The following is a 23,124-nucleotide window of genomic DNA, read 5'->3' on the forward strand; positions in this document are numbered from 1 at the left end:
GCTTTGCGATGATAGGGTCCGGCGATGCGAATTGCCTTCTACGCGCCGCTGAAGTCACCCAACGATCCCATTGCCTCCGGCGACCGCCAGATGGCACGGATGCTGGTCAAGGCGCTGGAGCATGGAGGGCATAGCGTCGAACTGGCATCCGAACTGCGCTCCTATCTACGCGAACCGGCGGCGAAAAGTTTCGATGCGCTCAAGATCGAGGCCAAGGAGGAAGCCGCGCGGCTGGCAAGGCTTTGGGACCATGACGGCAGGCCTGATCTCTGGTTTACCTACCATCCCTACTACAAGGCGCCCGACCTGATCGGGCCCGAGCTGGCGTCGGCCTTTGGCGTTCCCTATTTGACGGCGGAAGCCTCCTATTCGAGCCGGCGCAACGCCGGTTTGTGGGCCGACACGCAAGCGTTGGTGGCACGGGCCGTCGAACAAGCGGCGCTGAACATCTGCTTCACGCAAAGGGATCGTCAGGGACTGGCAGATGCGATACCCGGCGCCGCTCTCGGCATGCTGCCGCCCTTCATCGACACGTCGTTATTCAGGGAAACGCCGGCACGGGGTTGTCCGACGCGCCTCGTTACTGTCGCCATGATGCGCCCGGGCGACAAAGCGGACAGCTACCGCATGCTGGCGCAAGCGCTCGGTTCGATCGGCCACTTGCCCTGGACCATCTCGGTCGTCGGCGACGGGCCTGCCCGCGAAGAGGTCAAAGCGCAGTTCGCTGGCTTGCCCGCCGATCGTATCGAATGGCTTGGCGCGATCGAGCCAGCAGCCGTGCCCGACGTCCTCTATAGTGGAGGAATTTACGTCTGGCCGGGTTTCGGCGAGGCCTATGGCGTTGCCTATCTTGAAGCACAGGCCGCCGGCCTTCCGGTGGTGGCTCAGGACGTCGCCGGCGTGCCGGAGGTCGTGCGGGATGGCCAGGCCGGGTTTCTCACCCCGCCGGGCGATGTGGCGGCGTTCGCCTGCGCCATTGAAAGGCTGCTGTCTCGTAACGAGGAAAGAACCATCATGGCCGCAGAAGCCAGACGTTTCATTCTCGAGGAACGTTCCCTCGGTGCCGGAGCGGTGCGTCTGGCCGAACTGCTTGGGAAGATCCCGGTTTCATGACATCCGATCGGATCTGGGAGCCCTTGGTGGAAGAACTGGCGCGCTGGCAACGGCAGAAGCGTAAGGCTGAATTCTGGCTGCGCGACGACGACACCGTGGGTCCGACGCCTGCGCTTGATCGGCTGCTCGACCTCACCGGCGAATTCGCGGTTCCGGTCACTCTGGCCGTCATTCCGGCCCTGACCGATGAGAAGCTTGTCGCCCGGCTTGACGAGGTGCCGCATGTCACGGTCGCCATCCACGGCTGGGCGCACCGAAATCATGCGCCGGAGGACCAGAAAAAGCAGGAGCTCGGCCCGCATCGGCCGCGCGAGGTGGTGCTCGACGATCTGTCTCGCGGGCTTTCGCACGTAACCGACCTGCATGGCGCACGTGCCGTCCCAATGCTGGTGCCACCCTGGAACAGGATCGACCCCGGCTTGGTATCCGACCTTGGATCGATAGGATTTGCAGCATTGTCGGTCTATGGGCCGCCAAAGCCGGCTTCGCTGGCGGTCATCAACAGCAATGTCGACATCATGGACTGGCATGGCACGCGCGGTTGCCGCGATCATGGTCTGTTGGTTCAGGCTATCGTCGCACAATTGCAGCGTGGGTTCGACGGCGGCGAGCCGGTCGGCCTGCTCACCCACCATCTCGTCCATGACGAATCGGCCTGGCTTTTCCTCGAACGGCTGTTCACAGTCACCGCACAGACCGAGGCCTGCGCATGGCTGCCGATCAGGACGTTGATCGCGCGCAGCGCCGATGATGGAAAATAGCTCAGCGCTTTTTGTGCAATGAGACTGGAAATTCGAGCGTCTGGCCATCCCGCGCGGCAAAAGCTCCGGCAAACCTGTCCTTGGCCAGTTTCTCGATCTCGTCCAGCTCCTCGTCGGTGCGTGCCGGATCGTGGTGAAACAGCGCAAGCGCCCGCGCAGCGGCCGCTTCGCAGAGCTTGACGCCCTGCTGCCATGTCGAGTGCCCGGTGCCACGGCGGCGTTCCATTTCCTCCTCGGTATACGCACAATCGTAGATGACGAGGTCTGCGTCTTCGATCAGGCCGAGCACCGCCTGATCGAGTTTGTCCGGCTCGTGCTCGGTGTCGGTGATCACCGCCACGACGCGGCCGCCCCATTCGACCCGGTAGCCTATGCAACCGCCCGGATGGTTAAGACTGCCGGTTCGGACCACCACCCCTTCGCGCGGCCGAAGCACGTCTCCGGATATGAAATCGCGGCAGTCGATGCTTGCCTTGCAGATATCGAGCGTCACCGGAAACCACGGCGGGCGCATGAACTCATCGACCATCTGCCGGGTCGTCATGCGCCCCGCAAGATGGCCGGACCAGAGCCTGACTTTGACGCTCCGGTCGTAGATCGGCTTGAAGGCCGGCAGCCCGATGATGTGATCGTAATGGCAATGGGTGAAAAACAGGTCGAAATCGGTCACGCCCGACGCCCGAAGCGCCCCGCCGGCAGGTCGCAAGCCAGAGCCCGCGTCGAACAGAAGCGTGTGCTCGCCGCATCGCATCTCAATGCAGATCGTGTTGCCGCCATAGCGGGAGAATTCTGGCCCCGATACCGAAATGCTGCCGCGCACCCCCCAAAACCTGACCAGGAAAACGACGTCCTCCATGCTGCTCCTTCGCGGTCCAGTCACCCATGCTAGCCGGAAGCCATCACGACGGCGAGGATTAAGCGCGCGTCGCTCGTTACTTGGCGCTCCGTGCGTCGATCAGATCCGCGGTCGTATGGCTTAGGCGATCGGCAAGAACCCGCAATATCTCGATGGTCATTTCCGGGAACTCATTCATAAGCCTCAGGAAATGATCTTTGCGGATTCTCAAAGCTTCCAGCGGACTTGCTGCTCTGACGGTGGCGGTGCGACTGCTGTTGCACAATATGGCGATCTCGCCAACGATTGAATTCGGCACCAGTTCGGCAACTTTTATCGGTCCGCTATCGGATTCGACCAGAATATCCGCCCTGCCTGAAAGGATGACATAGGCTGCGTCTCCCTCGTCGCCCTGCCGGAAAAGAATCTGGCCGGCGCTGTAGCTCACGCGATCGGACGTGAACGCGAGCAGCTTGAGCTTTGTCGGCTCTATGCCAGAGAACAAGGGAACGCGTTGCAGCGTTCCAACCTCATCCTTGAGCAGCATCGTCGCAAACCTTCCCAAAATTCACATCTGCGAGACTAGAACAACTGACACCCAGAAGAAATGGCGACGCGAACCGCGCGCAAGACGGCGAGCCCGATAAGCCGGAAACCCTAATTCCTTGACCTTGCGACAAGTACCCGCCGGCTGAATGATCCATGCGAATGTCCAATGCGCTATGACACCAGTTGCTTGAAAATACCGCTCCGCGCCAGAAGTGTCTCTTGAGTTCCGTCTTCCACCAAGCGACCCGAGTCGAAGACGACAACGCGATCGAACATCATCCCCATTGCCGGATTCGTCACGACCCACACAATTGCCGGCGAATGGCCGTCGCGTCTGGCTTCCTCGAGCACGTTTCGCAGCACCTTGTCCTGCATGCGGTGGTCGAGCGCCTCCAGCGGCCGGTTGAGAATGAGAAAATCGGGACGCTTGAGCAGGGCCCGGGCAACGTCGAGCTTCTGTCGCTGTCCGCCGGTCAGCCGCCTGCCGCCGGAGCCGACGTTGAAGTCCAGGCCGACATTCAGAAGTTCGGCATAAAGCCCCAGTTCGTCGAGAATGTCATAGACGATGGAGCGTATGCGGTCCGGCGCGTCGGGATGGTTGTTGCCCACACGCCCGAACAGCACATTGTCCATGACGGTAGCCGCGGAAATGTATTTGGCGGGATCGTACCGTTCGACCGCATTCTGCAGCTCGGGCGGCAGGTTTTCATAGAACAGGTTGCGTGCAGCGACGATCTTTCCCATCAGCTCGTCGCTCAGCAGGCCGAAGCGGTGCCGGGGCTCGATATAGGCAAAGCTCAGCGTGACGATCATGGCACGGTCGTTTTCCGGAACCGCCTCGTAGGGGCGGTTCTTGAGCCTTTGCAGCAAGGTCTCGTAGGCGGGTATCTCCTCGGCGCTCATGAAGGCGAGCTGCTGGAAGAACTGGTGATCGGGCGGCAGGTCGGCAAACAGCTCGATCGCCTGTTCCGCGATCTCCATACCCATTTCGTAGAGCGCGCGGTCGAGGCCGGATTGCCTCAGCACAGAAGCAAAATAGGGATTTGCCGCCAGGGCCTTGTCGGCCAGTTCGGGGCCGGCGGCCGCGCCGAAAAGCAGGTTTTGGCCGATCGTTGCTTCCTTGTTGTAGGCGCCCGGTTCGAAAGGAACCACCAGTTCGCTCAGCCCTTCGTGCTCCAGCCGGGTCCGCAGCGCCGCACGCAGTTCGACGATCCGCCCGGCAAGCTCCGTGTGGCGCGTGAGGTCGGCCGAAGAGCGCAAGCCAAGATCCAGAATGTCGCGCGACAGAATAACCGCGTCGAGCACCCGGCGCACGGATTCAAAGAGGTCGTGCGGGCCGGTAGCGCCGGCGGAAGCATAGTCGATCCAGTCGCTGTGGATATCGAGATCCGTATTGCCCGACCGGTGCGCCTCCTCGATGTCCCAGCGGCGCTGGTCTGCCGCGGCATCTTCATAAGTCACCGATGTCAGCGGCGCGTGCTTCAACCCGTAGAGCAGGTTGTCGCGGAGGCTTGCCTGGAACAGGAAGACATCCGACGAGGCATAGGACATGCGCCGGCCGGTCACCGCTTCAGAGAGCTCAAGCAGGTCCTCGGCACCCGAAGCCACCCTTCCGCTGCTAGGCCAGACCAGCCGCGCGAAGGCTTCGGCAAGCGCATCCGCTCCGCCTGTTGCGGTACTGACCAGCGCCACCGTCTCGCCCGGCTTGACCTGGAGAGAGATATGGTCGAGGAGCATTGCGCCGCCATCGTCTGCTACGGATAGATTGATCGCTGACAGCGGGTCGGTCATGGGACCGGGATTCTCGATCGCCAGTGCCGAGATTCTCGGCGCAATGACACCCTCGACCGTGAACTGTTCAACGACCTGCTGATACTTGACCTGGACATCCTGGCGCGCCTGATCCCAGTCGATCAGTTCCTTCATCGGCCCAGGCAGGTCCTTGTAGGCGCCGATCACGGCCACGAGCTGGCCGACGTCCAGCCGCCCGTGGATGGCCAGATATCCGCCGAACATGTAGAACAGAAAGGGCGTGAGCTGCGCGAGAAAATTGTTCAGGAACTTTACCATGAATTTCCATTGGTAAAGGTCGAAGCGGATCTTGAAGATGCGCCCAAGCCGGGCAGCTATGTCGGCGCGCTCGTAGTTTGACGTATCGTGGATGTGAACTGTGCCGATGCCGTCGACGATTTCGCCGACCCGGCCCGAAAGCGCGCGCGCCGTCAACTGCCGCTCGCGGCCGAGCACGATCAGCCGCCGCCGCATTCGCGGGATGAGCACGATCTGGACCGCCACGATCACGGCGGCGATCATTCCGAGCCAGAAGTTCTGGACCACGATGAACAGCATCGCCGTTAGCGCCTGGCCGCCGAGCAGCACCGGCTGCAGGAAGGCATCGCCGATGAAGCCGCCCAGCGGCTCCACCTCGTCCTTGACCATGGTCGCCACTTCGGCGGATTTCACGCGCTTGAAGTAACGCGGCGGAAACCGCAGCACACGATCGACCAGATCGAAGCGGATACGCCGCAGCATGCGTTCGCCGAGGCGGCCCTTGTAGGTGTTGATGTAGAGTTTGAACAGGCCGTTGATGATGACGAGCAGGAGGAACACGAGGCTCAGGGCAAACAGCGTCTCCTCGCGGTCGAGCCGAAAACCGGAGAAGAACTGGACATCTCCGATGAACGGCAGGTTATAGTGCAGCCTCATGAATGGCCGGGTCGCGCCCGGTTGCTCGAAGCCGCCACCTTGGATCGGGCCATTGACGATCAGCTTCGGCAGATCGAAGGACATGAAATACGGGATCATCGAAAGCAAGACGATGACCAATATCCAGACCTGCTGCTTCTTGGTGTGCTTCCAGATGTAGCGAGCTAGGCTGGGTTCCATATGCGACTGTGGACCTTCAGTTTAAAGAACAAAGCAAAGCGTCTGCTGGCGACCGGCGCATCGGCAATCATCGCCGGCGACACGTTGGAAGCCCGCGAGGCGGCTTTGCGGGCAAGATTGCGTTGTGTCGCCCGAAATCCCAACATACAAGGCGAATATGATGGATGTCACGCAACCACGCAATGCCAGCATGGACGGGCACGAGCAGGCCTTGGACCTCACGCGGGGGATTGCCGCCTACGTCAACCACCCTCTCGTGGCGGGGCTGGCGCGCGTTATCGCCAAGCATCCGACGGCCGATATCGCCAACGCCTTCAACCACAAGCAGGTCGCCTGCAAGATGTGGGCGCTCGACAGGCTGTTCGAAAGCTGCGGCGGCCGGTACGGGCGCATATGGGTTTTGGGTGGATGGTACGGCGTATTGCCGGCGATGCTTTTCAACGACGCCCGCTTCGACATCGCGGCTGTCGATAGCATCGATATCGACCCCGAAGTCGCGCCGGTCGCCCGGACCCTCAACCGGGAAGCCGGCGACCGGTTCCGGGCGCTGACGGCAGATATGTACGCACTCGACTATGCAGCCGGGCGGTCCGACCTGCTAGTCAATACGAGTTGCGAACACATAGCCGACCTGCGCGCCTGGCTTGCTCTCATTCCTCGCGGCACGAACGTATTGCTGCAATCCAACGATTATTTCAGCGAGCCGACGCACATCAACTGCGTGGCCTCGCTCACGGCCTTCGAAGCGATGGCGGCGCTGCGGGAGATCCGCTTCTCCGGCGAGCTGCCGACAAAGAACTATACGCGCTTCATGCTGATCGGAACCGTTTGAGGCATTTTCGCCCGGAGGAACATGGCGTTCCCGGACAACGACATCGCGCGACCGTTAGAGCATTCCAGGAAAAGTGTGTAACGGTCTTCCGGAATTGCCAAAAAACAAAATAGATGGAGCAGTTCAGCGTTTCCGTGAAACGATGAACTGCACTAGAGTCTCAACGACCATGTTCGGTACCGCTCGCGCAGGATTTGCGCCGAATGATGCGCGCCTTCCAGATCGAGACGATGCGCGGATGGCCTCGGTCCCACAAGCGCCTGCTCGATCGCTTGCGCCAAACCTTCAGGCGTTAGGTCTTTTTCCATCAGCATCGTTGCAAGACCGAGTTCCTCGAGCATCAGGGCGCGAGCCGTTTGTTCGGTTTCCCCGCCGGCTGCAAATGGAACGAGCAGGGAGCGGCAACCCGCGCGCAGGACATCGCAGACCGTGTTGTAACCCGCTTGCGAGACTGACAGGCGGGCGCCGGTCAGCAGGCTGGCGAAATCCTCGCGGAACCGGAAGACGGACAGGCCCGGCGTGGCATCGCCTGCGATCACGTCAAACTCGTCTTCCGGCAGATTCGGACCGGTGATCAAGCACCATTTCCAACCGTGGTTGGCGTTCCGCGCCGCTGCGATGGTGGAGCTGACGAGACTCCTTCCGGCAGCCCCGCCACCGACCGACACCAGAACGTCGAAGCGCTCGGTGGCCGCGGGTGGTGGCGGGGCAGCAACGAGCCCTGTGTAGGTGACTTCGGCCCTGATCGCCCCAGCCAGTGGAAATGTCTTGTCGATGGTAGCGAAAGTCGGATCGCCGTGGACCATGACAAGGTCGAAATGCCTGTTGACGAGATCGACCGTTTCCTCGTTTCGGCCCGGTTTGACGCGCTCCTGAAGGATATCACGAACGGACGTCGCCAGCAGCGGCCTGGGCGACGTCGCGTCGATGGCATCGATCAGCGGCAAGAGTTCGAAGCGCATCTGCCGGCGTCCAAATGGAAACGCCTCGACAATGACGATATCAGGCCTGCAGTCCCGGAATGCCTGTAGCAGCATCTCGGAACGCCGTTTCTTGAAATCATCGTCGATGGGTTTGCCTTGCAGGTCGACAAGTCCGGAAAATCCTTCATCACCGGAGGTGACGGGTGGCAGGGTTACACATTTTACCCCCGGCCCCGGAAACCCGGCGATCGGCGCTCCGCCGGTCACGACGGTTACGTCGAAGCCGTCATCGACCAGGGCCGCCGCAATACGGCTGGAGCGTGCGAGATGGCCGATACCGAGCAGGTGCTGGACATAGAGGAAGGCGCGCAGCCGCTTCAACCGGCGGCCCCCCACTCGCGCTCGAACAGTTCCTTGAGCTGTCCAATGCTTGCCGTATGATCGAAATTGCCACGCACGCGCTGCTCCGCGGCGTCGCCGAGGCGGGCGCGCAGCGCGGGATCACGGATCAGTCGCTCCAGCGCCCGTGCCAGGGCCACCGGGTCTTCCGTCGGAACCAGCAGCCCGGTTTCATCCGCCGACAGAAGCTCCGGCACGCCGGAAACAGCGGTCGACACGCAGGCAAGCCGCTGGCTAGCCGCCTCCACAAGAACATTCGGCAGGCCGTCGCGGTCGCCATTTGCGGTGATCCTGCAGGCCAGGGCGAAGATGTCGGCGCAGCGGTAGTGCTCAAGCACCTCCTTCTGCCCCAGCGCGCCTTTCCAAGTGACGCGACCATCCAAGCCAAGCTTTTGCGCCAGCGCCTTCAGCTTTTCCAGTTCCTCGCCGACGCCGATATGCTCGAAACGCCACGCCAAATCGCCTGGCAAGAGGGCAAGGGCCTTCAGCAAGGTGTCGTAACCTTTCTTTTCGACGGCACGCCCGACACTTAGAATGATAACCGGTTGATCCGGCGCCGAGCCGTCGTGCTGCGTTCGCGCCTCGCCGAAACTGCCGAAGCGATCAAGATCGAGCCCGTGATAGCTCAGATGCACGGACGAGTTGCCGTTGGCGAGTTCTTTCAGACGGTCGAAGCCGGTTTTGGTGCAAGTGACCGTCCAGCGCGCCGAGGAAAGCTTGCCAGCCAGATCCCAGTCCGCCGACGTCCAGATGTCCTTGGCATGGGCTGAGCAACTCCAGGGCAGGCTACGAAGCTGGCTGGCATAGCGCGTCACCGATGCCGGCGTGTGCGCGAAATGCGCATGCAGCCATCCCGCGTCCTCCGGCCATTCGGCAGCCAGCACCAGCGCTTGCCCGAAGCGGCGCACGCGATTGCGCGTAAAGTCGCGGGGAATATCGGCAGCCAGCGATCCGAGCGCCCGCCAGAAGCCCGGCCGCAGCAGATGAACAAACAGGGAGCGAACCACGCGCAGCGGCTCGTGATGCAGATATTCCGGCAGATAATGGACGGGCGCCTTGATCTCGTCATGCACGGGATGGCGTTTGGCGTCGGTCGGCCGCCTGAGGGCGACGAGTACCAGGTCGAACCCGGCGCGCTCCAGACCGAGCAATTCCTGCGCGATGAAGGTTTCCGACAGCCGCGGATAGCCCTTCAGAACCACGACGATCTTGCGACGCTGCAACTCAGTTCATTCCCTCGATGACCGAAAGGTGATGGCCGGCCCGCCGGTCGAGCAGTTCCGCGACGATTTCTGAAATATGAGGCAGCCCTTCCAGCGTCAGATGCGGATTGCTCTGTGATGGGCGGGGTCGCTCCGGCAGCGCCACCAGCGCATTGGCAAACCGCTGGGAATCCTTGGCTTCATCCGGCAACAGCATCTCGATGAGGCCGAGTTCGGCTGCGCGCCGAGCGCGGATCAGTTGTTCCTCCCGGGGCTCGACGCGCGGCACGATCAGCGCTGGTTTGTCGAAAGACAGTATCTCGCAATAGGTGTTATAACCGCCCATCGCTACCACCGCCTTGGCCCCGGCAATCAGGTCTTCCATGCGGTTGTCGAACTCGATGATCTTGATGTAGGGGATTTTGGCCCCCTTCCTGAGCAGCTTGTTGCGTTTGCGCGCCGGCATGTAAGGCCCAAGCACGATCAGCGCCCTATGCTGCAATCGCGGATCCTGCTGATAGGCATCGATGACGTCGTGGATCAGTTCGGCGCCGTCGCCGCCGCCACCGGTGGTGACGAGGATGTACTCGCCCTCGGGCCGGTGGCCAGGCAACTCGTTCCGCGGCAGGCTCCGTTGCAGGAAACCGACGAACCTCATCTTTGCCCTGACAGCCGGCGGCACGTCCAGGCCGGTCAACGGATCGTAGAAATCCGGTGGGCCATAGGCCCAGACCCTGTCATAGAACAGACCTATCTTGCGCATCACATCCCTGCGTGCCCACTCTGCCTCGAGCAGATGCGGCGCATCCATCACCTCACGCAGGCCAAGCACGAGCGTGGTGCCCCGTGTCTTGAGATAGGACAGCGTGTCCTCGATCTCACCGCGCAGGCCAAGGGGTTCCTTGTCGACGATGAAAATATCCGGCCGGAAGGTCTCGGCTGTGTGGCGGATGATCGACTGGCGCATCCTTAGCGTCTCGTCCAGATCGATATCCTTTTCCAGCGAGTTGTATTCGCCGTTGCGCAACTTGATGACGCTGGGGATCTTCACGAAGTCGACACGGGCGCGGTAGTCGAAGGCGCCGGCGATGGTCGCGCCCGAAATGATAAGCACCTGAAGTCCGCGGAAATCCTCGACCAGCGAATGCGCGATCGTCCGGCAGCGCTGCAAGTGGCCGAGCCCGAACGTGTCGTGGCTGTACATGAGAATTCGAGCGTCTGGTACGTGCTGGGTCATTTTTGAACGTCTTCTAGAATTCTCGTCTTGAGCACAGTGGGCGATCCCGCAGGCTTCGAAACCATCCCGGGTCTACCGGCCTGTCCGACTTGCTACAGGGGGCGTGGAGTCCCTCAGCCCTTTTATCGTCCCCTATAGAGCATCCAAGGCGGCATTGTTACGATAGCGAATACAATTAGAGCCAATTCGGCCCAACCAGGTCTATGGGTCATGGACCCGGTCTACGATGCGATTCGTAAAATTAATCCCGCCTGTCCAGCGGGAATTGGCAACGAGAACGATGCTGGCAAGCTCAAGCGCGATCAGAGCGCCCCTCATCGTTGGTCGGTCGGGTTTTCTCATCCGTCTTTCATATCAGCCCACCGAATTTCGGCAACGGTGTCGCCTCTATCGCATTTAACGATTCGAAATTTCAAACTGATGCAGCGGCCCGTCCGCTCCGGTGCGCCGTACCTCCTCGCCAGAACTCTCGTACGCCAAACGGATTCAATCCATTCGCATCGTGCTGGTTTTTCAGTAGGCTGTCGCGAGGCAGGTTTGAGGATCCGGTGTGACGGTAGTCAACGATCGTCTTCTCGAAAGCAGGATGACCAAGGTGGAGCAGGCGCGTGCCCGGGGCCCGCGTGTCGCAGGTGGTTTGGATTGCCCCCCAAAGCACGGCAAATCAGCCGCGAAGCCGCCACATTCGCACACGACCCGTGCCACGCAATTCCGTTTCCCCGAGCGGGTCGCAAGCAAAATCCGATCCGAGCAATTGGTGGGTTGCATCCGAAATACGGATTTCATCCGGCTCCGCGGCCTTTTGAATGCGCGCGGCGAGATTGACGGTGTCGCCCCACAGGTCATAGACAAACCGCCTTTTGCCGATGACGCCCGCCACGATCGGTCCGGAGTGAATTCCAATTCTCAGTCCTAGCGGTTCGCCCGCAAAGCGCTCGCGCCTGGCCGCCTCCCGCAGCTCCAGCGCATAGTTCGCAAGGGCTTGGGCATGATCGGATCGCGCGGTGGGCAGGCCAGCGACCGCCATGACGCAATCGCCGATGGTCTTGATCTTTTCGCAGCCATGTTGTTCCGAGAGCAGATCCGCCGCCTTGAAGAAGTAATTTAGAATAGCGAGCGTCGTCGTGGCTCCGACGCTTCGCGCTCTTTCGGTAAAGCCGACGATGTCGGCAAAAAGCACACTGACCTCCGCGTGGTTGTCCGCAATTTGCTCGTCCGCTTTCAACCGCTCCGCGATCGAGGCCGGAAGAATGTTGAGGAGCAGGGATTCGGCGCGCCGATATTCGCGCGACAAGCCCTCCTGGCTCTCCCTCAGCGCCTCGTTCGTCGATTGCAGCTTCGCATTGAGCTGACGCTCCCTCTCCTGCAGGAGCGTCATTTCATAGGCCTTCTGCTGAAGCCGCTGTTGGTGGTCACGTTCGGGAGTGGCGTCGAGAAAGACCAGCCACGTCGAGCCGCCGTCACCAAAGAAATGAAGGTCCGCGACGTGGCCACCGGGCAGTTCCATCATGGGCATATGGAATGGAAGCTCCGGGCAAGGCAGCAGCCCTTCCATGAATTCAAGCTGATCGGCAACGAGCTCGCCAGTGCGAAGCGACGAGAGCCCGTAATGTTCGAGGTTGCCGCCCTTCTCTTCTATGCATTGCCGGGCATCGATTTTCAGATATGCGGCAAAGCGCTCGTTAGAGAAGAAATCGTATATCCAGCTTCTGACTTCTTTCGGCAATCTGGCCATGGTTTACTTAGCGACCATCGAAGCAAGCTGACGAAATGCATCGTCGACATGTTCGCCTGAAAGCGCGCTTGTCAGATAGATTTGCCATCCACGTCGCTTCAGTTCGTCGATCTCACCATCCGATATCGCCCACTGATCAGCCAGATCCGATTTGTTGAACAGCAGAACGAACGGCAAGGCGCCGAATTCGGCCTCGACCCGCTCGCGCAGCGTGAGCGCCACGGCAAGGGTGGCGGGCCGGGTACCATCGACGACAAGCACGAGCCCGGTCGCGCCTCGCACATAGCTGACGCGGAATGAGCCGATATCGTCTTCGCCGGCCAGATCCCACAAAATCAGGTCCACTGTCTTGTCCGGAAACGAGACGCTTTTCTTGTCGATCTTCACGCCCACCGTGGTCAGGTAGTTTTCCGAGAAGATGCTTTGCACGAACCTGCGCACCAGGCTCGTCTTTCCGACAGCAAACCCGCCCAACATGCAGATCTTTTTTTGCAGCATCCTGGGGCTCCGCGCTACTCCAGGTTCACCGTAATCGAAACCCGGCGATTGGTGGAGTTCCCAGTTCGACTATTTTCATTTTCGGGCACCGCCGGCTCAAAGGTGCCCGCGCCCCGAACCTGCAGCAGTTCCGGAGCGACGCCGCGCTTGTTGAGAAGCGCGCGAACTGTCTCGGCGCGGGCGGCGCTGATCGACGCGTTGGCCGTCTCACGGCCCGTTGTGTCCGAATGACCGGTCAACATGAACCGCGCTGTCACGCCAGCCTTGCGGGCATTTTCGGCAAATTCCTTCAACTGATCAGCCAATCTGTCGAGCACCGGCGTCTGCTCCGGTCCCGGGACAACTCTACCGGAAGAGAAGAAGATATCGGTCGTCTGGATGGCCTCTCTCAAATGATTAAGTTCCTCAAGGTTTAGCTCGCGCAACTGCGAGACATCCAGAACCACTCCGTCCGCCGAAAGTTGGTCGGCGGCGGCCTGCGCCCGGCTGATCCAGCCGGCAGGTGCCTCGCCCTCGACAACGATGCGACCCTGGACGATCGAAAGCCGAACCGATTTCGGCGGGGACAGCGACGCCGTCAGCCGCTTCACCACGAACTTCGGATCAAGACTCTGGAAGAATTGCCACTGTGAATGAACCCGGGCAGGATCAACCTCCGTTCCGGACAGCAGAGCTTGCGGGTCGGCGGCAAGAGGGTCTCTCAGACCGGAAATGTAAAAATGTCCGCCTCTCATCGTTTGTTGAGCGACGATGATTCCCGGTTGGGCCTCAAGTCGCGACACATAATACTGCCAATGCTCCGCCGCGCGTGCATCGGGGCTCACATCACGAACCTTGGAGATGTCGAACTCCGGTCCGCCTACTGAAAGCTGTCTTGCCGCTGCGCGCGCCCGATCTATCCAGGTGTCGGGAGCCTCGCCCTCGGCAACGATGCGGCCATTGACGATCGAAAGTCGCACTTTATCCATCGGATACAGCGACGCCGTCAGCCGCTTCAGCACGAACTGCGGCTCAAGACTCTGGTAGAATTGCCAGCTTGCATGAACGCGAGCGGGATCGACCTGCGTCCCGGACAGAAGGGACTGCGGGTCGACGGCAAGCGGGTCTCTCAGGCCGGCAATATAGAATTGGCCATCGCGCACATTCTGTTGGGCGACGATGATGCCGGGCTGCGTCTCCAGTCGCGACACATAGGCCTGCCAGCGCTCCTCGGGGCTCACATCACGGACCCCGGAGATGTCGAAGACCGGACCGCCGGCTGAAAGCTGCTGGGCGGCCGCCCGCGCCCGGTTGATCCACGCGGTGGTGGCCTCACCGTCGGCAACGATGCGATCATTGACGACCGAAAGCCGCACCGAATCCGGCGGCGCCAGCGACGCCGTCAGCCGCTTCAGCACGAACTGTGGCTCAAGGCTCTGGTAGAATTGCCAGCTTGCATGAACACGCGCGGGATCGACCTGCGTTCCGGCCAACAGCGACTGCGGGTCGGCGGCGAGCGGGTCTCTCAGACCGGTAATATGGAATTGGCCGTCGCGTACATTCTGATCGGCGACGATGATGCCAGGCTGGGTTTCCAGTTGCGACACATAGGCCTGCCAGCGCTCCTCGGCGCTCACATCGCGGACCCCGGAGATGTCGAAGACCGGTCCGCCTGCCGAAAGCTGCTGGGCGGCGGCCCGCGCCCGGTTGATCCACGTGGTGGTCGCCTCACCCTCGGCGACGATGCGACCATCGACGACCGAGAGTCGTACCGAATCCGGCGGCATCAGCGACGCCGTCAGCCGCTTCAGAACGAATTCCGGCTCGAGGCTCTGGTAGAACTGCCAGTTTGAATGAACGCGGGCGGGATCGACCTCCGTTCCCGACAACAGCGACTGCGGGTCGGCGGCGAGCGGGTCTCTCAGGCCGGCAATGTAGAACTGGCCGCCGCGAATTTTTTGTTCGGCAACGACGATCCCCGGCTGGGTCGCCAGCCGCGACAGATAGGTCTGCCAGCGCTGCCCGGCTTGCCAGGAAAGAAAGAACAAGGCGCCTGCCGCAGTCAGAATCAGCAGGGCTGCCGTCACCACCAGCCACGGGAATCCCTCTTTTGAATCCGTATGCTGCAGCTCGACGCAGGTCTGCAACTGGGTCTCTACGCCGGGCAACTGCGAGGTGTCCCCGTCAAAGCGCTCCAAAGCCTGCGAGGACTGATCATGGATGCGAAGCAATACGTCGCGGATTATTTCGTGCAGCTCCTCCGGCGGATTTCCCCTGATCACAGCAACCAACGTCGCAAACGGTCCGACTTCCGACCAGAGGCGAAGCTCTCCGAACCGGATGGTGTCCAGGCCGCTGTTTTCTTTCTCGTTGAACGAGTCCTTCACAAAATCCTGGATTGCGCTGAGCATCGAGGAAATCAGTTGTGGGTCTTCGCTGGTCGCGTTTTCGGCTGTTACATGCGCGATCAAAAGCCCGGAGCTGCGGCTGATGAGAAAGACATGCTCCACGCGATAGACGAGAGAATGCTTGAGAACGACTTCGGAGAAGCTTGTTCCCGTCCTCCAGGCCTCAAATCTCCACTTGAGACCATGCCAGGTAAATATATGCCTTAAAGATTCATTCAGCGACTGGAAGGTCTGGTCAATCTTTTCGCCGATCGACTTGCGAATGGCCGGCAGAAACACCGGATACAATATATCGGTCAGCGCGCTGGGGTTCTTCTGGATGGACCTTTGCGCAGCTCTCTCGACAGCTGGCGCAAGGGCCTCGCCGAGCTGCACAAGAGATGCCCCTGCGGCTGCGGTGGGGAGAACGCTCCCCACCGCAGCCGCAAGCTGCTCAGGTTCGTCGAGCAGGTGCGTAACGCGTGAAAGCTCCGAGATTTCGTGGCCGACGAGCAGTTGGCGAAGCCTTTCCAGCCGATGATCGGCGGCTGGAACGCCTTCGTAAAGCGCATGGTTGTCCGGATCGACGTTTTTGGCAATTTCCACCAAAAGGCGGGCCAAAGCCTCGCGATCAATCCCGGTATCGTTCGAAGCTGCTTTTTTAGGAAGGCTGATTGGTTCGACGCTCGACGTCAACTTCCGATCAACTCACTTTCCAGCCACGCTCCGAATTGCCCTTGCTGCCGACCGGATCCTGATTGAGACATTTCGCGACCTCGACAAACAGGCCGGCCAAAAGATTTCGGTCGGTCTTGACGTTGCTGAGGTCGGAAAAGATCTTCTCCATCAGCATTTGAGCGCTTTCATTCTTCTGCTTGATTTCCTCGCGCAGCAAATGGTCGCTTCTGCTCATGCGATCCGCTATTTCGCGCTCGAGCTCGCTCAATTGATCAGACAAAGCGCGCACCTGCTTTTCAAGCGCTTGATTTTGATCGCGAAGATTGCGGTCGATCTCCTTGTCGGCCTCGGCTCGCGCATCTTTTTCGTTCCGCAACTGCGTCGCCAGCGAGTCAACCTGCTTCTTGGCATTCGTCTCGTAGGTCTCAAGATTGCGCTTGGCCTCGGATTCGACATCCTTGAACCGCTGCAGGAACCGTTCCTCAAGTTTGGAGAAGCGGCGATCATAGTCCTGCATCTGATTGCCGAACAGCAGATCGCGTATCTTGTCGACACCTGGAGCGTCACCGCCGGGCCCGCCCTCGCGCGCTTGGGGGGCCATAAAGTTCAGCCCGTTTCCCTCTGCATTACCGATCAAATTTGCGTCCGCTTTATTTGCCGCAGAAGCGGCACTCGAAGATTCCTTCGCCATCACCGTGCCCCAATTACCCACTGCAACATTAGGAGACGGTAAATTATGTCAGACAAATACAAGGCCCGCAAGGCGAAATCCTCTTGACTTGAAGTCGATTCGTCCGTCGCTTGTTCGGGCTAGTGGCAGCGCTGAAACTTGCCAATTCGGACCAACACGGCGAGGTCTCAGTTCCGGGTTAGGGCCCACAAGACCTCCATCCCGGCTGATAAGCGCCCGCGCTGGCACGTTCATTTCACTCCGACATCGGCGTCATGGATCAATCAGGTCGAGCGCCTCTTCGCGCTGTTGACCGAACGCGCCCTCAAACGAGGCGTGTTCCGCTCGGTCACCAAGCTCGAAAAAGGCAATCCAAACTTACATCGAGGCCACCAATGCCGACCCGATCCGTTCCGATGGAGCAAGTCTGCCAACGACATCCTGGCTAGCATCCAACGCTTCTGCCTCCGCGCTCCCGAGGCAAACGCCCCAAACGCGCATCAATGATGGCGGCTCACATCATGGCGGCGCTGATCTTGCGGAAGCGCATGATGGAGAGGGCGAAGAATGCGCCACCGACGATCCCGACGACGGCAAACTGCGGCCAGACCACGTCAATGCCGGCACCCCGATAAAGAATAGCCTGCGCGAAGCTTACGAAATGGGTCGAGGATGAGAACTGCATCACGGCTCGCAAGAACGCCGGCATGCTGTCGAGCGGCGTGTTGCTACCTGCAAGCGAAAAGGCAAGCCATGATGCGACGAGCGCCAGGCCGTGAACGCCAGGCCGCAGGCGAGCGCAATCGCGGGGCTTACGAAAATCGTGAGAACCACCAGAAGGCTGCTCAGCATCGCCATCGATGCGATTTCCAGCCCGTTTGCCCAATCGGGCCGCGACAGATAGTGGCCAGACAGTACCTGTTCAACGATCCGCGCGTGGATCGAGACGCCCGGCACGTTCTCACCGAGTGCTGGTCGAGCACGGCATGCACCGTGCTCCTGGCCGGAATACGCACATCACCGACGAGGCAAGCTGGAACAACTGAGCCCCGCTGCGGTTTTCCTTGTGCTTCCTCCTTATGGACGACCGACATGGAACCTGCTGTCACCGATCACGTCGAGATCAAGAAATACAATCATCCGACCGGCGGATGGGGCTCGCTCAAATCTCTGATCCGCAACGCGCGGGACCAGGGACTGCTGCTGTCCGACATATGGAGCACGTTGCTCAAGCAGAATAAGGCGGACGGCTACATGTGCGTCTCGTGCTCATGGGCAAAGCCGGCCGAGCCGCGGCCTTTCGAGTTCTGCGAGAACGGCGCCAAGGCAACGATGTGGGAGCAGACCAGCAGACGCTGCGAGCCATCCTTCTTTGCCGCACATACCCTGACCGAACTCCTGGACTGGCCGGATCATGATCTGGAGAAACAGGGACGCCTGACGGAGCCGATGCGCTATAACCGCGCCACCGACAAATACGAGCCGGTGGCGTGGCCGGACGCATTCGGCGACATTGGCGCTCAGCTCAGGCACCTCGACCCGAAGTCCGTGGTCTTCTACACGTCCGGACGCGCCTCCCTCGAGGCCTCGTTCATGTATCAACTCTTTGCCCGCATCTACGGTTCTTCGAACCTGCCCGATTCGTCGAACATGTGTCACGAGTCGACGTCGGTCGGCTTACCGGAATCGATCGGCTCCCCTGTAGGTACGGTGCAATTGGAGGACTTCGCCAAATCCGACATGATGTTCTTCTTTGGCCACAATACCGGCGTCACCGCGCCGCGCCTGTTGCACCCCATCGAGGACGCTCGCCAGCGCGGTGTTCCGGTGATCACCTTCAACCCTCTGCGTGAGCGCGGCCTGGTGAGATTCAAGAACCCGCAGAACCCGGTCGAGATGCTGTCGCCAGGCCCGGGGACGGAAATGTCGAGCGACTTCTTCCAGATCCGGGCGGGCGGGGATATTGCGGCTATGACTGGTATCGCCAAGGCGGTGGTGGCGCTCGATGACGCAGCCCGAGAGCGAGGCGGAAAACGCGTCCTCGATACCGCCTTCATCGAGGAGCACACATCCGGCTTTGCCGAGTTCGAAGCCTATCTGCGCGCCACCGATTGGGAAGACATCGTGCGGCGTTCCGGCATCTCGCGAGCCGATCTCGAACATGTCGCTGAAATTTACAGCCGGGCCAATGCGGTTATCGGCAATTACGGCATGGGGCTCACCCAGCATCGCCACGGCACAGAGAACGTGCAGATGCTATGCAACCTCCTGCTCTTGCGCGGCAATGTCGGCAAGCCCGGAGCCGGCATATCGCCGTTGCGCGGACACTCCAACGTGCAGGGACAGCGCACGGTCGGCATTTCCGAAAAGCCGGAGCTTGTCCCGCTCGACAAATTCCGGGAGTTCTACGGCTTCGAGCCGCCGCGAGAAAAGGGGCTCGACACGGTCGAGACCTGCGAGGGCGTGATCGATGGGCGGGTTCACGGTTTCATAGGGCTCGGCGGCAATTTCGTGCGAGCCGTGCCGGAAACCGGACTGGTCGAGAAGGCCTGGCGGAACCTCGACCTGCACGTCGAGGTCGCGACCAAGCTCAACCGCAGCCATCTGATCGCCGGGAAAACCACATATCTCCTGCCATGCCTGTCGCGGCTGGAGAAGGACATTCAGACCAGCGGGCCACAATGGGTCTCTGTCGAAGATTCGACGGCCTGCATCCATGGCTCTTTCGGATCGCGGCTAAAACCGAGCGAGCACCTGCTGTCCGAACCGAGCATTGTCGCGGAACTCGCCAAGGCGACTGTCGCCGGCAAGAGCTCGGTCCCATGGGACGTCTGGGTCGCGGACTATGCCCGCATCCGCGACGAGATCGAGCGCTGCTTCCCGGCACATTTCAAGGATTTCAACAAACGCTTCCTTACGCCGGGTGGATTCCATCGCGACATCAAGGCGTCGAAGCGCGTCTGGCAGACGCCGAACAAGAAGGCGAATTTCAAGCTGCCCACTACGCTGGAGACCGACCCGGACATCGATGTGTCGGGCGAGGACGTGCTGACCCTGATCACAGTACGGTCGAACGACCAGTTCAACACGACCGTCTATGGTTATCGCGACCGGTTGCGCGGCATCATTGGAACGCGAATGGTCCTGCTGATGAACGAGGAAGACATCCGACGGATGGGGCTCAGCGCGGGGCAGGAGGTCGCTCTCGAGGCGCATGCCACTGATGGCGTCGAGCGGCGGGTGAGAGGCCTGCGGGTCACCCCTTACTCCATACCAAGCGGCAACTGCGCCGGCTACTATCCCGAACTCAACCCTTTGATCCCGCTATGGCATCGGGCCCACAAGGCGCACGTGCCGGCGGCGAAGTCGGTGCCAGTGAGAATCGTCGCATAGCTTCAGGTCCAGGCCGAGAGAATCGTCTTCATCTCGACGGTCTCGACTTGTTGCGCGAAGCGCTGGTGGTAGACGGTCATCAGCGCGTCGTGCGTGGCGTCGGAGGAACTGCAAAGCGCATCGGTGACCAGCACGACGCGATAGCCCATGTCGATCGCGCCAAGCACCGTCGCAAGGACGCAGACATCGGTTTCCCCGCCGGTGACCACCAGCGTGTCGATTTGGCGTGCCGCAAGCACGGCCTGCAGCTTGCCTTCCGGCCAAGGCGAATAGATGTGTTTGTCGATCACCTGCGCCGGTGGACAAAACGATGGCAGCGGCGCCAGCAACTCGATCATCTGCGGGCCGACATTCACGATCGTCATCGATGCCCAGCGCTCATAATAACGCCGCCAGGTGCCAGCACCCTTCCCTGGCCGTTCTGCTGGGACGAAGCGCGTGAAGATAGTCTGCTCGGCTTTTCTTTCGGCGAGGTTCACGATCCTGGGAAGGACGCGTGTGATCCATGGCGTCGCCCATTCCGAAGGCTCGGCAAATAATTTTTGCATGTCGACGCAGAGATGCGCGCAGCGATCGCCAAGAGGGCCATAGCTCAAGCCGGAAACCGACATCAGAATCTCCGACGAGAGTTCATGTACGATGTGATGACGCAAGGCTGGCGCACTAAGGCTCGGCTCGATACTTCGGTTGCTGAATCGTGCTGATGTAACGTCCCGCCATGCACCTCGTTCCGCTTCGCTCATGTTGGTGACGAAGCATCGCGCCGATAGCTCCCGCCCTTTACCCCAGTTGATCAAGAGCTTGGGCGTTCTTCGTCGCTGGTGACTTCGCCAGAAGATGTGCAGATAGATGGACCAGATCACGAGCATGGCTATGCTGGCAAAAGCGGAGATCAAGGTCGCCTTATCCGCCAACCATTCGTACATCAGTTGTCTCGCATATCTGAGGCCATGACGCGTTGCCGCTTTGTTCCCTGTGGCGGTGAGGCCGCGCCGCCGAATTGGTGCGTCGCAACAAGTGCGTGGAGGGCCGACCCTCGGCGCCGCATTGGCAAGTCAGGCGCTTGCCTGTTCGTGCAACGCAGGCTGCGAATGACTGTTCCGCTCTCTCAAAATCGAACGGCTTCGACTGGAACAAAGCCGTGAGACGGTTGTTCGGCTCCAACTCGTCGAGCAAAGGAGCTTGGAACCATGAACGCGCGGATACTTCTTGCATCGCTAGCCTTCGCCGTGGTGTCGCTAGCTTTTCCGGCGGTCGCCGCCGATAGCGCGCAGACCTTTGTCGACAAGGCCGCCGTCGGCGGGCTGTTCGAGGTTGATTCGAGCAAGCTTGCGCAGAACAGGGCTAAGGACCAGCAGGTCAAAATTTTTGCCGAAAGAATGGTTGCCGATCACAGCGCGGCGAACGAGAAGCTGAAGAAGATCGCCAGCGAACAGAAGCTGCAGGTGCCGGCTCAGCCCGACGCCGCGCATCAAAGCGACCTGGAAAAACTGCAGAACACCACGACAGGGTTTGATCAGCCTTATGTCGAGATGCAGCGCAGTGCGCACGCCGACGCCGTGAACCTCTTCCAATCCTACGCTAGGGACGGCGACAATGCGAGCCTGAAGGCGTTCGCGGCAGGAATTCTGCCGACCCTGAAGACGCATCAGGACATGATCGAGAAAATCGCGGCAGCGAATGCAGCCATGCCGGCGGTCAAGTCGGCATCGACACCCAAGCCACCTGCCCCTGTTCCGGGCGCCAACAGCTTCACCGAATCCCAGGCAAAGAATCGCATCCAAGACGCCGGCTACACCGACATCTCGTCGCTCGCCAAGGACGGCCAGGGTATCTGGCGCGGTCAGGCGAAGAAGGGTGGCAAGACAATCTCCGTCGCGCTCGACTATCAGGGCAACGTCTTTGCCGGCCAGCAGTAATCATCACAGGAGTTACCAAGATGCAAACGATCACCGCGCTGTTCGACGATTATGACGATGCCGCTGATGCCGTGGGAGAGTTGGAGTCTATGGGCGTGCCGACATCCGATCTCAGCATCATCGCAAACAACGCCGATGGCCGGCATTCTCCTGCGGCCGAAGATGCGGTCAGCGGAGCCGGCATCGGGGCAGTCGTGGGAGGCGCTGGTGGCTTGGCCACTGGACTTGGCGCTATTGCAATACCTGGTGTCGGTCCAGTTGTCGCGGCTGGTTGGCTGGCGGCGACCGCCGCAGGCGCGGCCGCCGGCGCCGTCGTGGGTGGAGCGGCCGGCGGCATCATAGGCAGCCTGACGGATGATGCCGATGTGTCGGAACACGATGCCCATGTCTATGCCGAAGGCGTCCGCCGGGGCGGCACGCTGGTCACCGCTCGCGTCGAGGATGACCTCGCTCCGCAGGCACAAGCGATCCTTCACGAATCCAGATCGGTGGACATCGCCGAACGGCGGCTCGAATACGAAGCAGACGGCTGGACAGGATTTGACCCGGCTGCCGGCGACTACTGCCAGCAGAGCAAATAGGGATCGGCGTGAAACGAATGCTGCGGCCCTGATACTGACCGTCGCGGTCCTGCTGGCGTGTGACGGGGCGTTCATCCACATCGAGGCCCACGGCATCGCTGAAGCGCAGGCCCGAGCAGAATCAGATGGTAACGCGCCACAGGATACGTCTCCGGCGGCCGGCATAAAGAAGAACCCGCAAGGCAGCAGCAAAATGCCCGGCAATCAATGAGCGTCAGGCGAGCGTATGCGTTCGCCTTAGCGCCTGGCCACTCGGTCATCCGCGCTCGACGAATTTGTTGAACCGGCTGGGGACACCCTCCGGGGTTATATCCTGATGAAGGAAGGCAAGCTCGTTATCGTCCAGAATGGTGAAGAACTCTTCCCATCCGACGGGTTCCAGATCGTCTTCGCGCTCACCGAAGTCAACAGCCAGCACCGCGCCCTGTCCTGTAGTCCGCGCGACCGCAGGTCTGCCTCTGCGGGCTTCAATCCACGCCCGGATCACCTCGTGATTTGTGGTTTTCAGTGGCTCGCTCATAGCGAATCCTTTCCAACTTTGAACCCC

At 60.7% G+C, this 23,124-nt stretch carries 18 protein-coding genes and 1 pseudogene; 6 read left to right on the forward strand and 13 right to left on the reverse strand.

All coding sequences use genetic code 11. The features are described 5' to 3' along the window. The first annotated feature begins 24 nt into the window (after window positions 1–24). Complete coding sequence (locus P9236_RS15215) at window positions 25–1,113, forward strand: glycosyltransferase family 4 protein (protein ID WP_278075447.1); 1,089 nt, start codon at window positions 25–27, stop codon at window positions 1,111–1,113. Next, complete coding sequence (locus tag P9236_RS15220; RefSeq protein WP_278075448.1) at window positions 1,110–1,874, forward strand: polysaccharide deacetylase family protein; 765 nt, start codon at window positions 1,110–1,112, stop codon at window positions 1,872–1,874. Before P9236_RS15215 ends, P9236_RS15220 begins: the two co-directional genes overlap by 4 nt. 1 nt (window position 1,875) lies before the next feature. Here P9236_RS15220 and P9236_RS15225 read toward each other — a convergent pair whose 3' ends face one another. The 3 genes from P9236_RS15225 to P9236_RS15235 all read right to left on the reverse strand — a co-directional run bounded on the left by P9236_RS15225 (window position 1,876) and on the right by P9236_RS15235 (window position 6,144). Continuing rightward, window positions 1,876–2,730, reverse strand: coding sequence for an MBL fold metallo-hydrolase (locus P9236_RS15225; RefSeq protein ID WP_278075449.1), 855 nt, complete (start codon window positions 2,728–2,730; stop codon window positions 1,876–1,878). 76 nt (window positions 2,731–2,806) lie between these two features. Continuing rightward, window positions 2,807–3,256: a cyclic nucleotide-binding domain-containing protein gene (locus P9236_RS15230; RefSeq protein ID WP_278075450.1), complete on the reverse strand. Its 450-nt coding sequence runs from the start codon at window positions 3,254–3,256 to the stop codon at window positions 2,807–2,809. 173 nt (window positions 3,257–3,429) lie between these two features. Next, window positions 3,430–6,144: an ABC transporter ATP-binding protein gene (locus P9236_RS15235; protein WP_278075451.1), complete on the reverse strand. Its 2,715-nt coding sequence runs from the start codon at window positions 6,142–6,144 to the stop codon at window positions 3,430–3,432. A 157-nt stretch (window positions 6,145–6,301) separates the two neighbouring features. Between P9236_RS15235 and P9236_RS15240 the strand changes: the two genes are divergently transcribed. Further along, window positions 6,302–6,976, forward strand: a complete 675-nt coding sequence (locus P9236_RS15240; RefSeq protein WP_278075452.1) for a class I SAM-dependent methyltransferase — start codon at window positions 6,302–6,304, stop codon at window positions 6,974–6,976. 152 nt (window positions 6,977–7,128) lie between these two features. Here P9236_RS15240 and P9236_RS15245 read toward each other — a convergent pair whose 3' ends face one another. The 8 genes and pseudogenes from P9236_RS15245 to P9236_RS15285 form a co-directional block, all read right to left on the reverse strand. After that, on the reverse strand, window positions 7,129–8,280 hold the full coding sequence (locus P9236_RS15245) for a glycosyltransferase family protein (protein ID WP_278075453.1): 1,152 nt from the start codon (window positions 8,278–8,280) through the stop codon (window positions 7,129–7,131). Continuing rightward, on the reverse strand, window positions 8,277–9,521 hold the full coding sequence (locus P9236_RS15250) for a glycosyltransferase (RefSeq protein ID WP_278075454.1): 1,245 nt from the start codon (window positions 9,519–9,521) through the stop codon (window positions 8,277–8,279). Before P9236_RS15250 ends, P9236_RS15245 begins: the two co-directional genes overlap by 4 nt. 1 nt (window position 9,522) lies before the next feature. Further along, window positions 9,523–10,737, reverse strand: coding sequence for a glycosyltransferase family protein (locus P9236_RS15255; protein ID WP_278075455.1), 1,215 nt, complete (start codon window positions 10,735–10,737; stop codon window positions 9,523–9,525). 664 nt (window positions 10,738–11,401) lie between these two features. Then, window positions 11,402–12,472: an adenylate/guanylate cyclase domain-containing protein gene (locus P9236_RS15260; RefSeq protein ID WP_278075456.1), complete on the reverse strand. Its 1,071-nt coding sequence runs from the start codon at window positions 12,470–12,472 to the stop codon at window positions 11,402–11,404. 3 nt (window positions 12,473–12,475) lie between these two features. Beyond that, entirely contained in the window at window positions 12,476–12,970 is a 495-nt protein-coding gene (locus tag P9236_RS15265; RefSeq protein ID WP_278075457.1) for a Rab family GTPase, read from the reverse strand. Between the two features lie 14 nt (window positions 12,971–12,984). Further along, complete coding sequence (locus tag P9236_RS15270) at window positions 12,985–16,032, reverse strand: OmpA family protein (protein WP_278075458.1); 3,048 nt, start codon at window positions 16,030–16,032, stop codon at window positions 12,985–12,987. A gap of 7 nt (window positions 16,033–16,039) precedes the next feature. Then, window positions 16,040–16,705, reverse strand: a complete 666-nt coding sequence (locus P9236_RS15275) for a hypothetical protein (RefSeq protein WP_278075459.1) — start codon at window positions 16,703–16,705, stop codon at window positions 16,040–16,042. A 709-nt stretch (window positions 16,706–17,414) separates the two neighbouring features. Continuing rightward, a pseudogene (locus P9236_RS15285) lies at window positions 17,415–17,656 on the reverse strand (adenylate/guanylate cyclase domain-containing protein); the annotation flags it as partial. Window positions 17,657–17,776: 120 nt separating this feature from the next. On the opposite strand from P9236_RS15285, the gene P9236_RS15290 reads away from it, so the two are divergent. After that, on the forward strand, window positions 17,777–20,077 hold the full coding sequence (locus P9236_RS15290; RefSeq protein ID WP_278075460.1) for an FdhF/YdeP family oxidoreductase: 2,301 nt from the start codon (window positions 17,777–17,779) through the stop codon (window positions 20,075–20,077). Window positions 20,078–20,079: 2 nt separating this feature from the next. On the opposite strand, the gene P9236_RS15295 is transcribed toward P9236_RS15290, so the two are convergent. Continuing rightward, window positions 20,080–20,688: an isochorismatase family cysteine hydrolase gene (locus tag P9236_RS15295; protein ID WP_278075591.1), complete on the reverse strand. Its 609-nt coding sequence runs from the start codon at window positions 20,686–20,688 to the stop codon at window positions 20,080–20,082. A gap of 579 nt (window positions 20,689–21,267) precedes the next feature. Between P9236_RS15295 and P9236_RS15300 the strand changes: the two genes are divergently transcribed. Both P9236_RS15300 and P9236_RS15305 read left to right on the forward strand, forming a co-directional pair. Then, window positions 21,268–21,996 (forward strand): DUF4142 domain-containing protein, encoded by a 729-nt coding sequence (locus P9236_RS15300; protein ID WP_278075461.1) that lies wholly within the window; start codon window positions 21,268–21,270, stop codon window positions 21,994–21,996. A gap of 20 nt (window positions 21,997–22,016) precedes the next feature. Continuing rightward, entirely contained in the window at window positions 22,017–22,577 is a 561-nt protein-coding gene (locus tag P9236_RS15305; protein WP_278075462.1) for a hypothetical protein, read from the forward strand. Window positions 22,578–22,833: 256 nt separating this feature from the next. On the opposite strand, the gene P9236_RS15310 is transcribed toward P9236_RS15305, so the two are convergent. Then, entirely contained in the window at window positions 22,834–23,097 is a 264-nt protein-coding gene (locus P9236_RS15310; RefSeq protein WP_278075463.1) for a hypothetical protein, read from the reverse strand. Window positions 23,098–23,124: the final 27 nt, after the last annotated feature.

It is taken from the genome of Mesorhizobium sp. WSM4884, from assembly GCF_029625675.1.
In the GTDB taxonomy this organism is placed as follows: Bacteria; Pseudomonadota; Alphaproteobacteria; order Rhizobiales; family Rhizobiaceae; genus Mesorhizobium.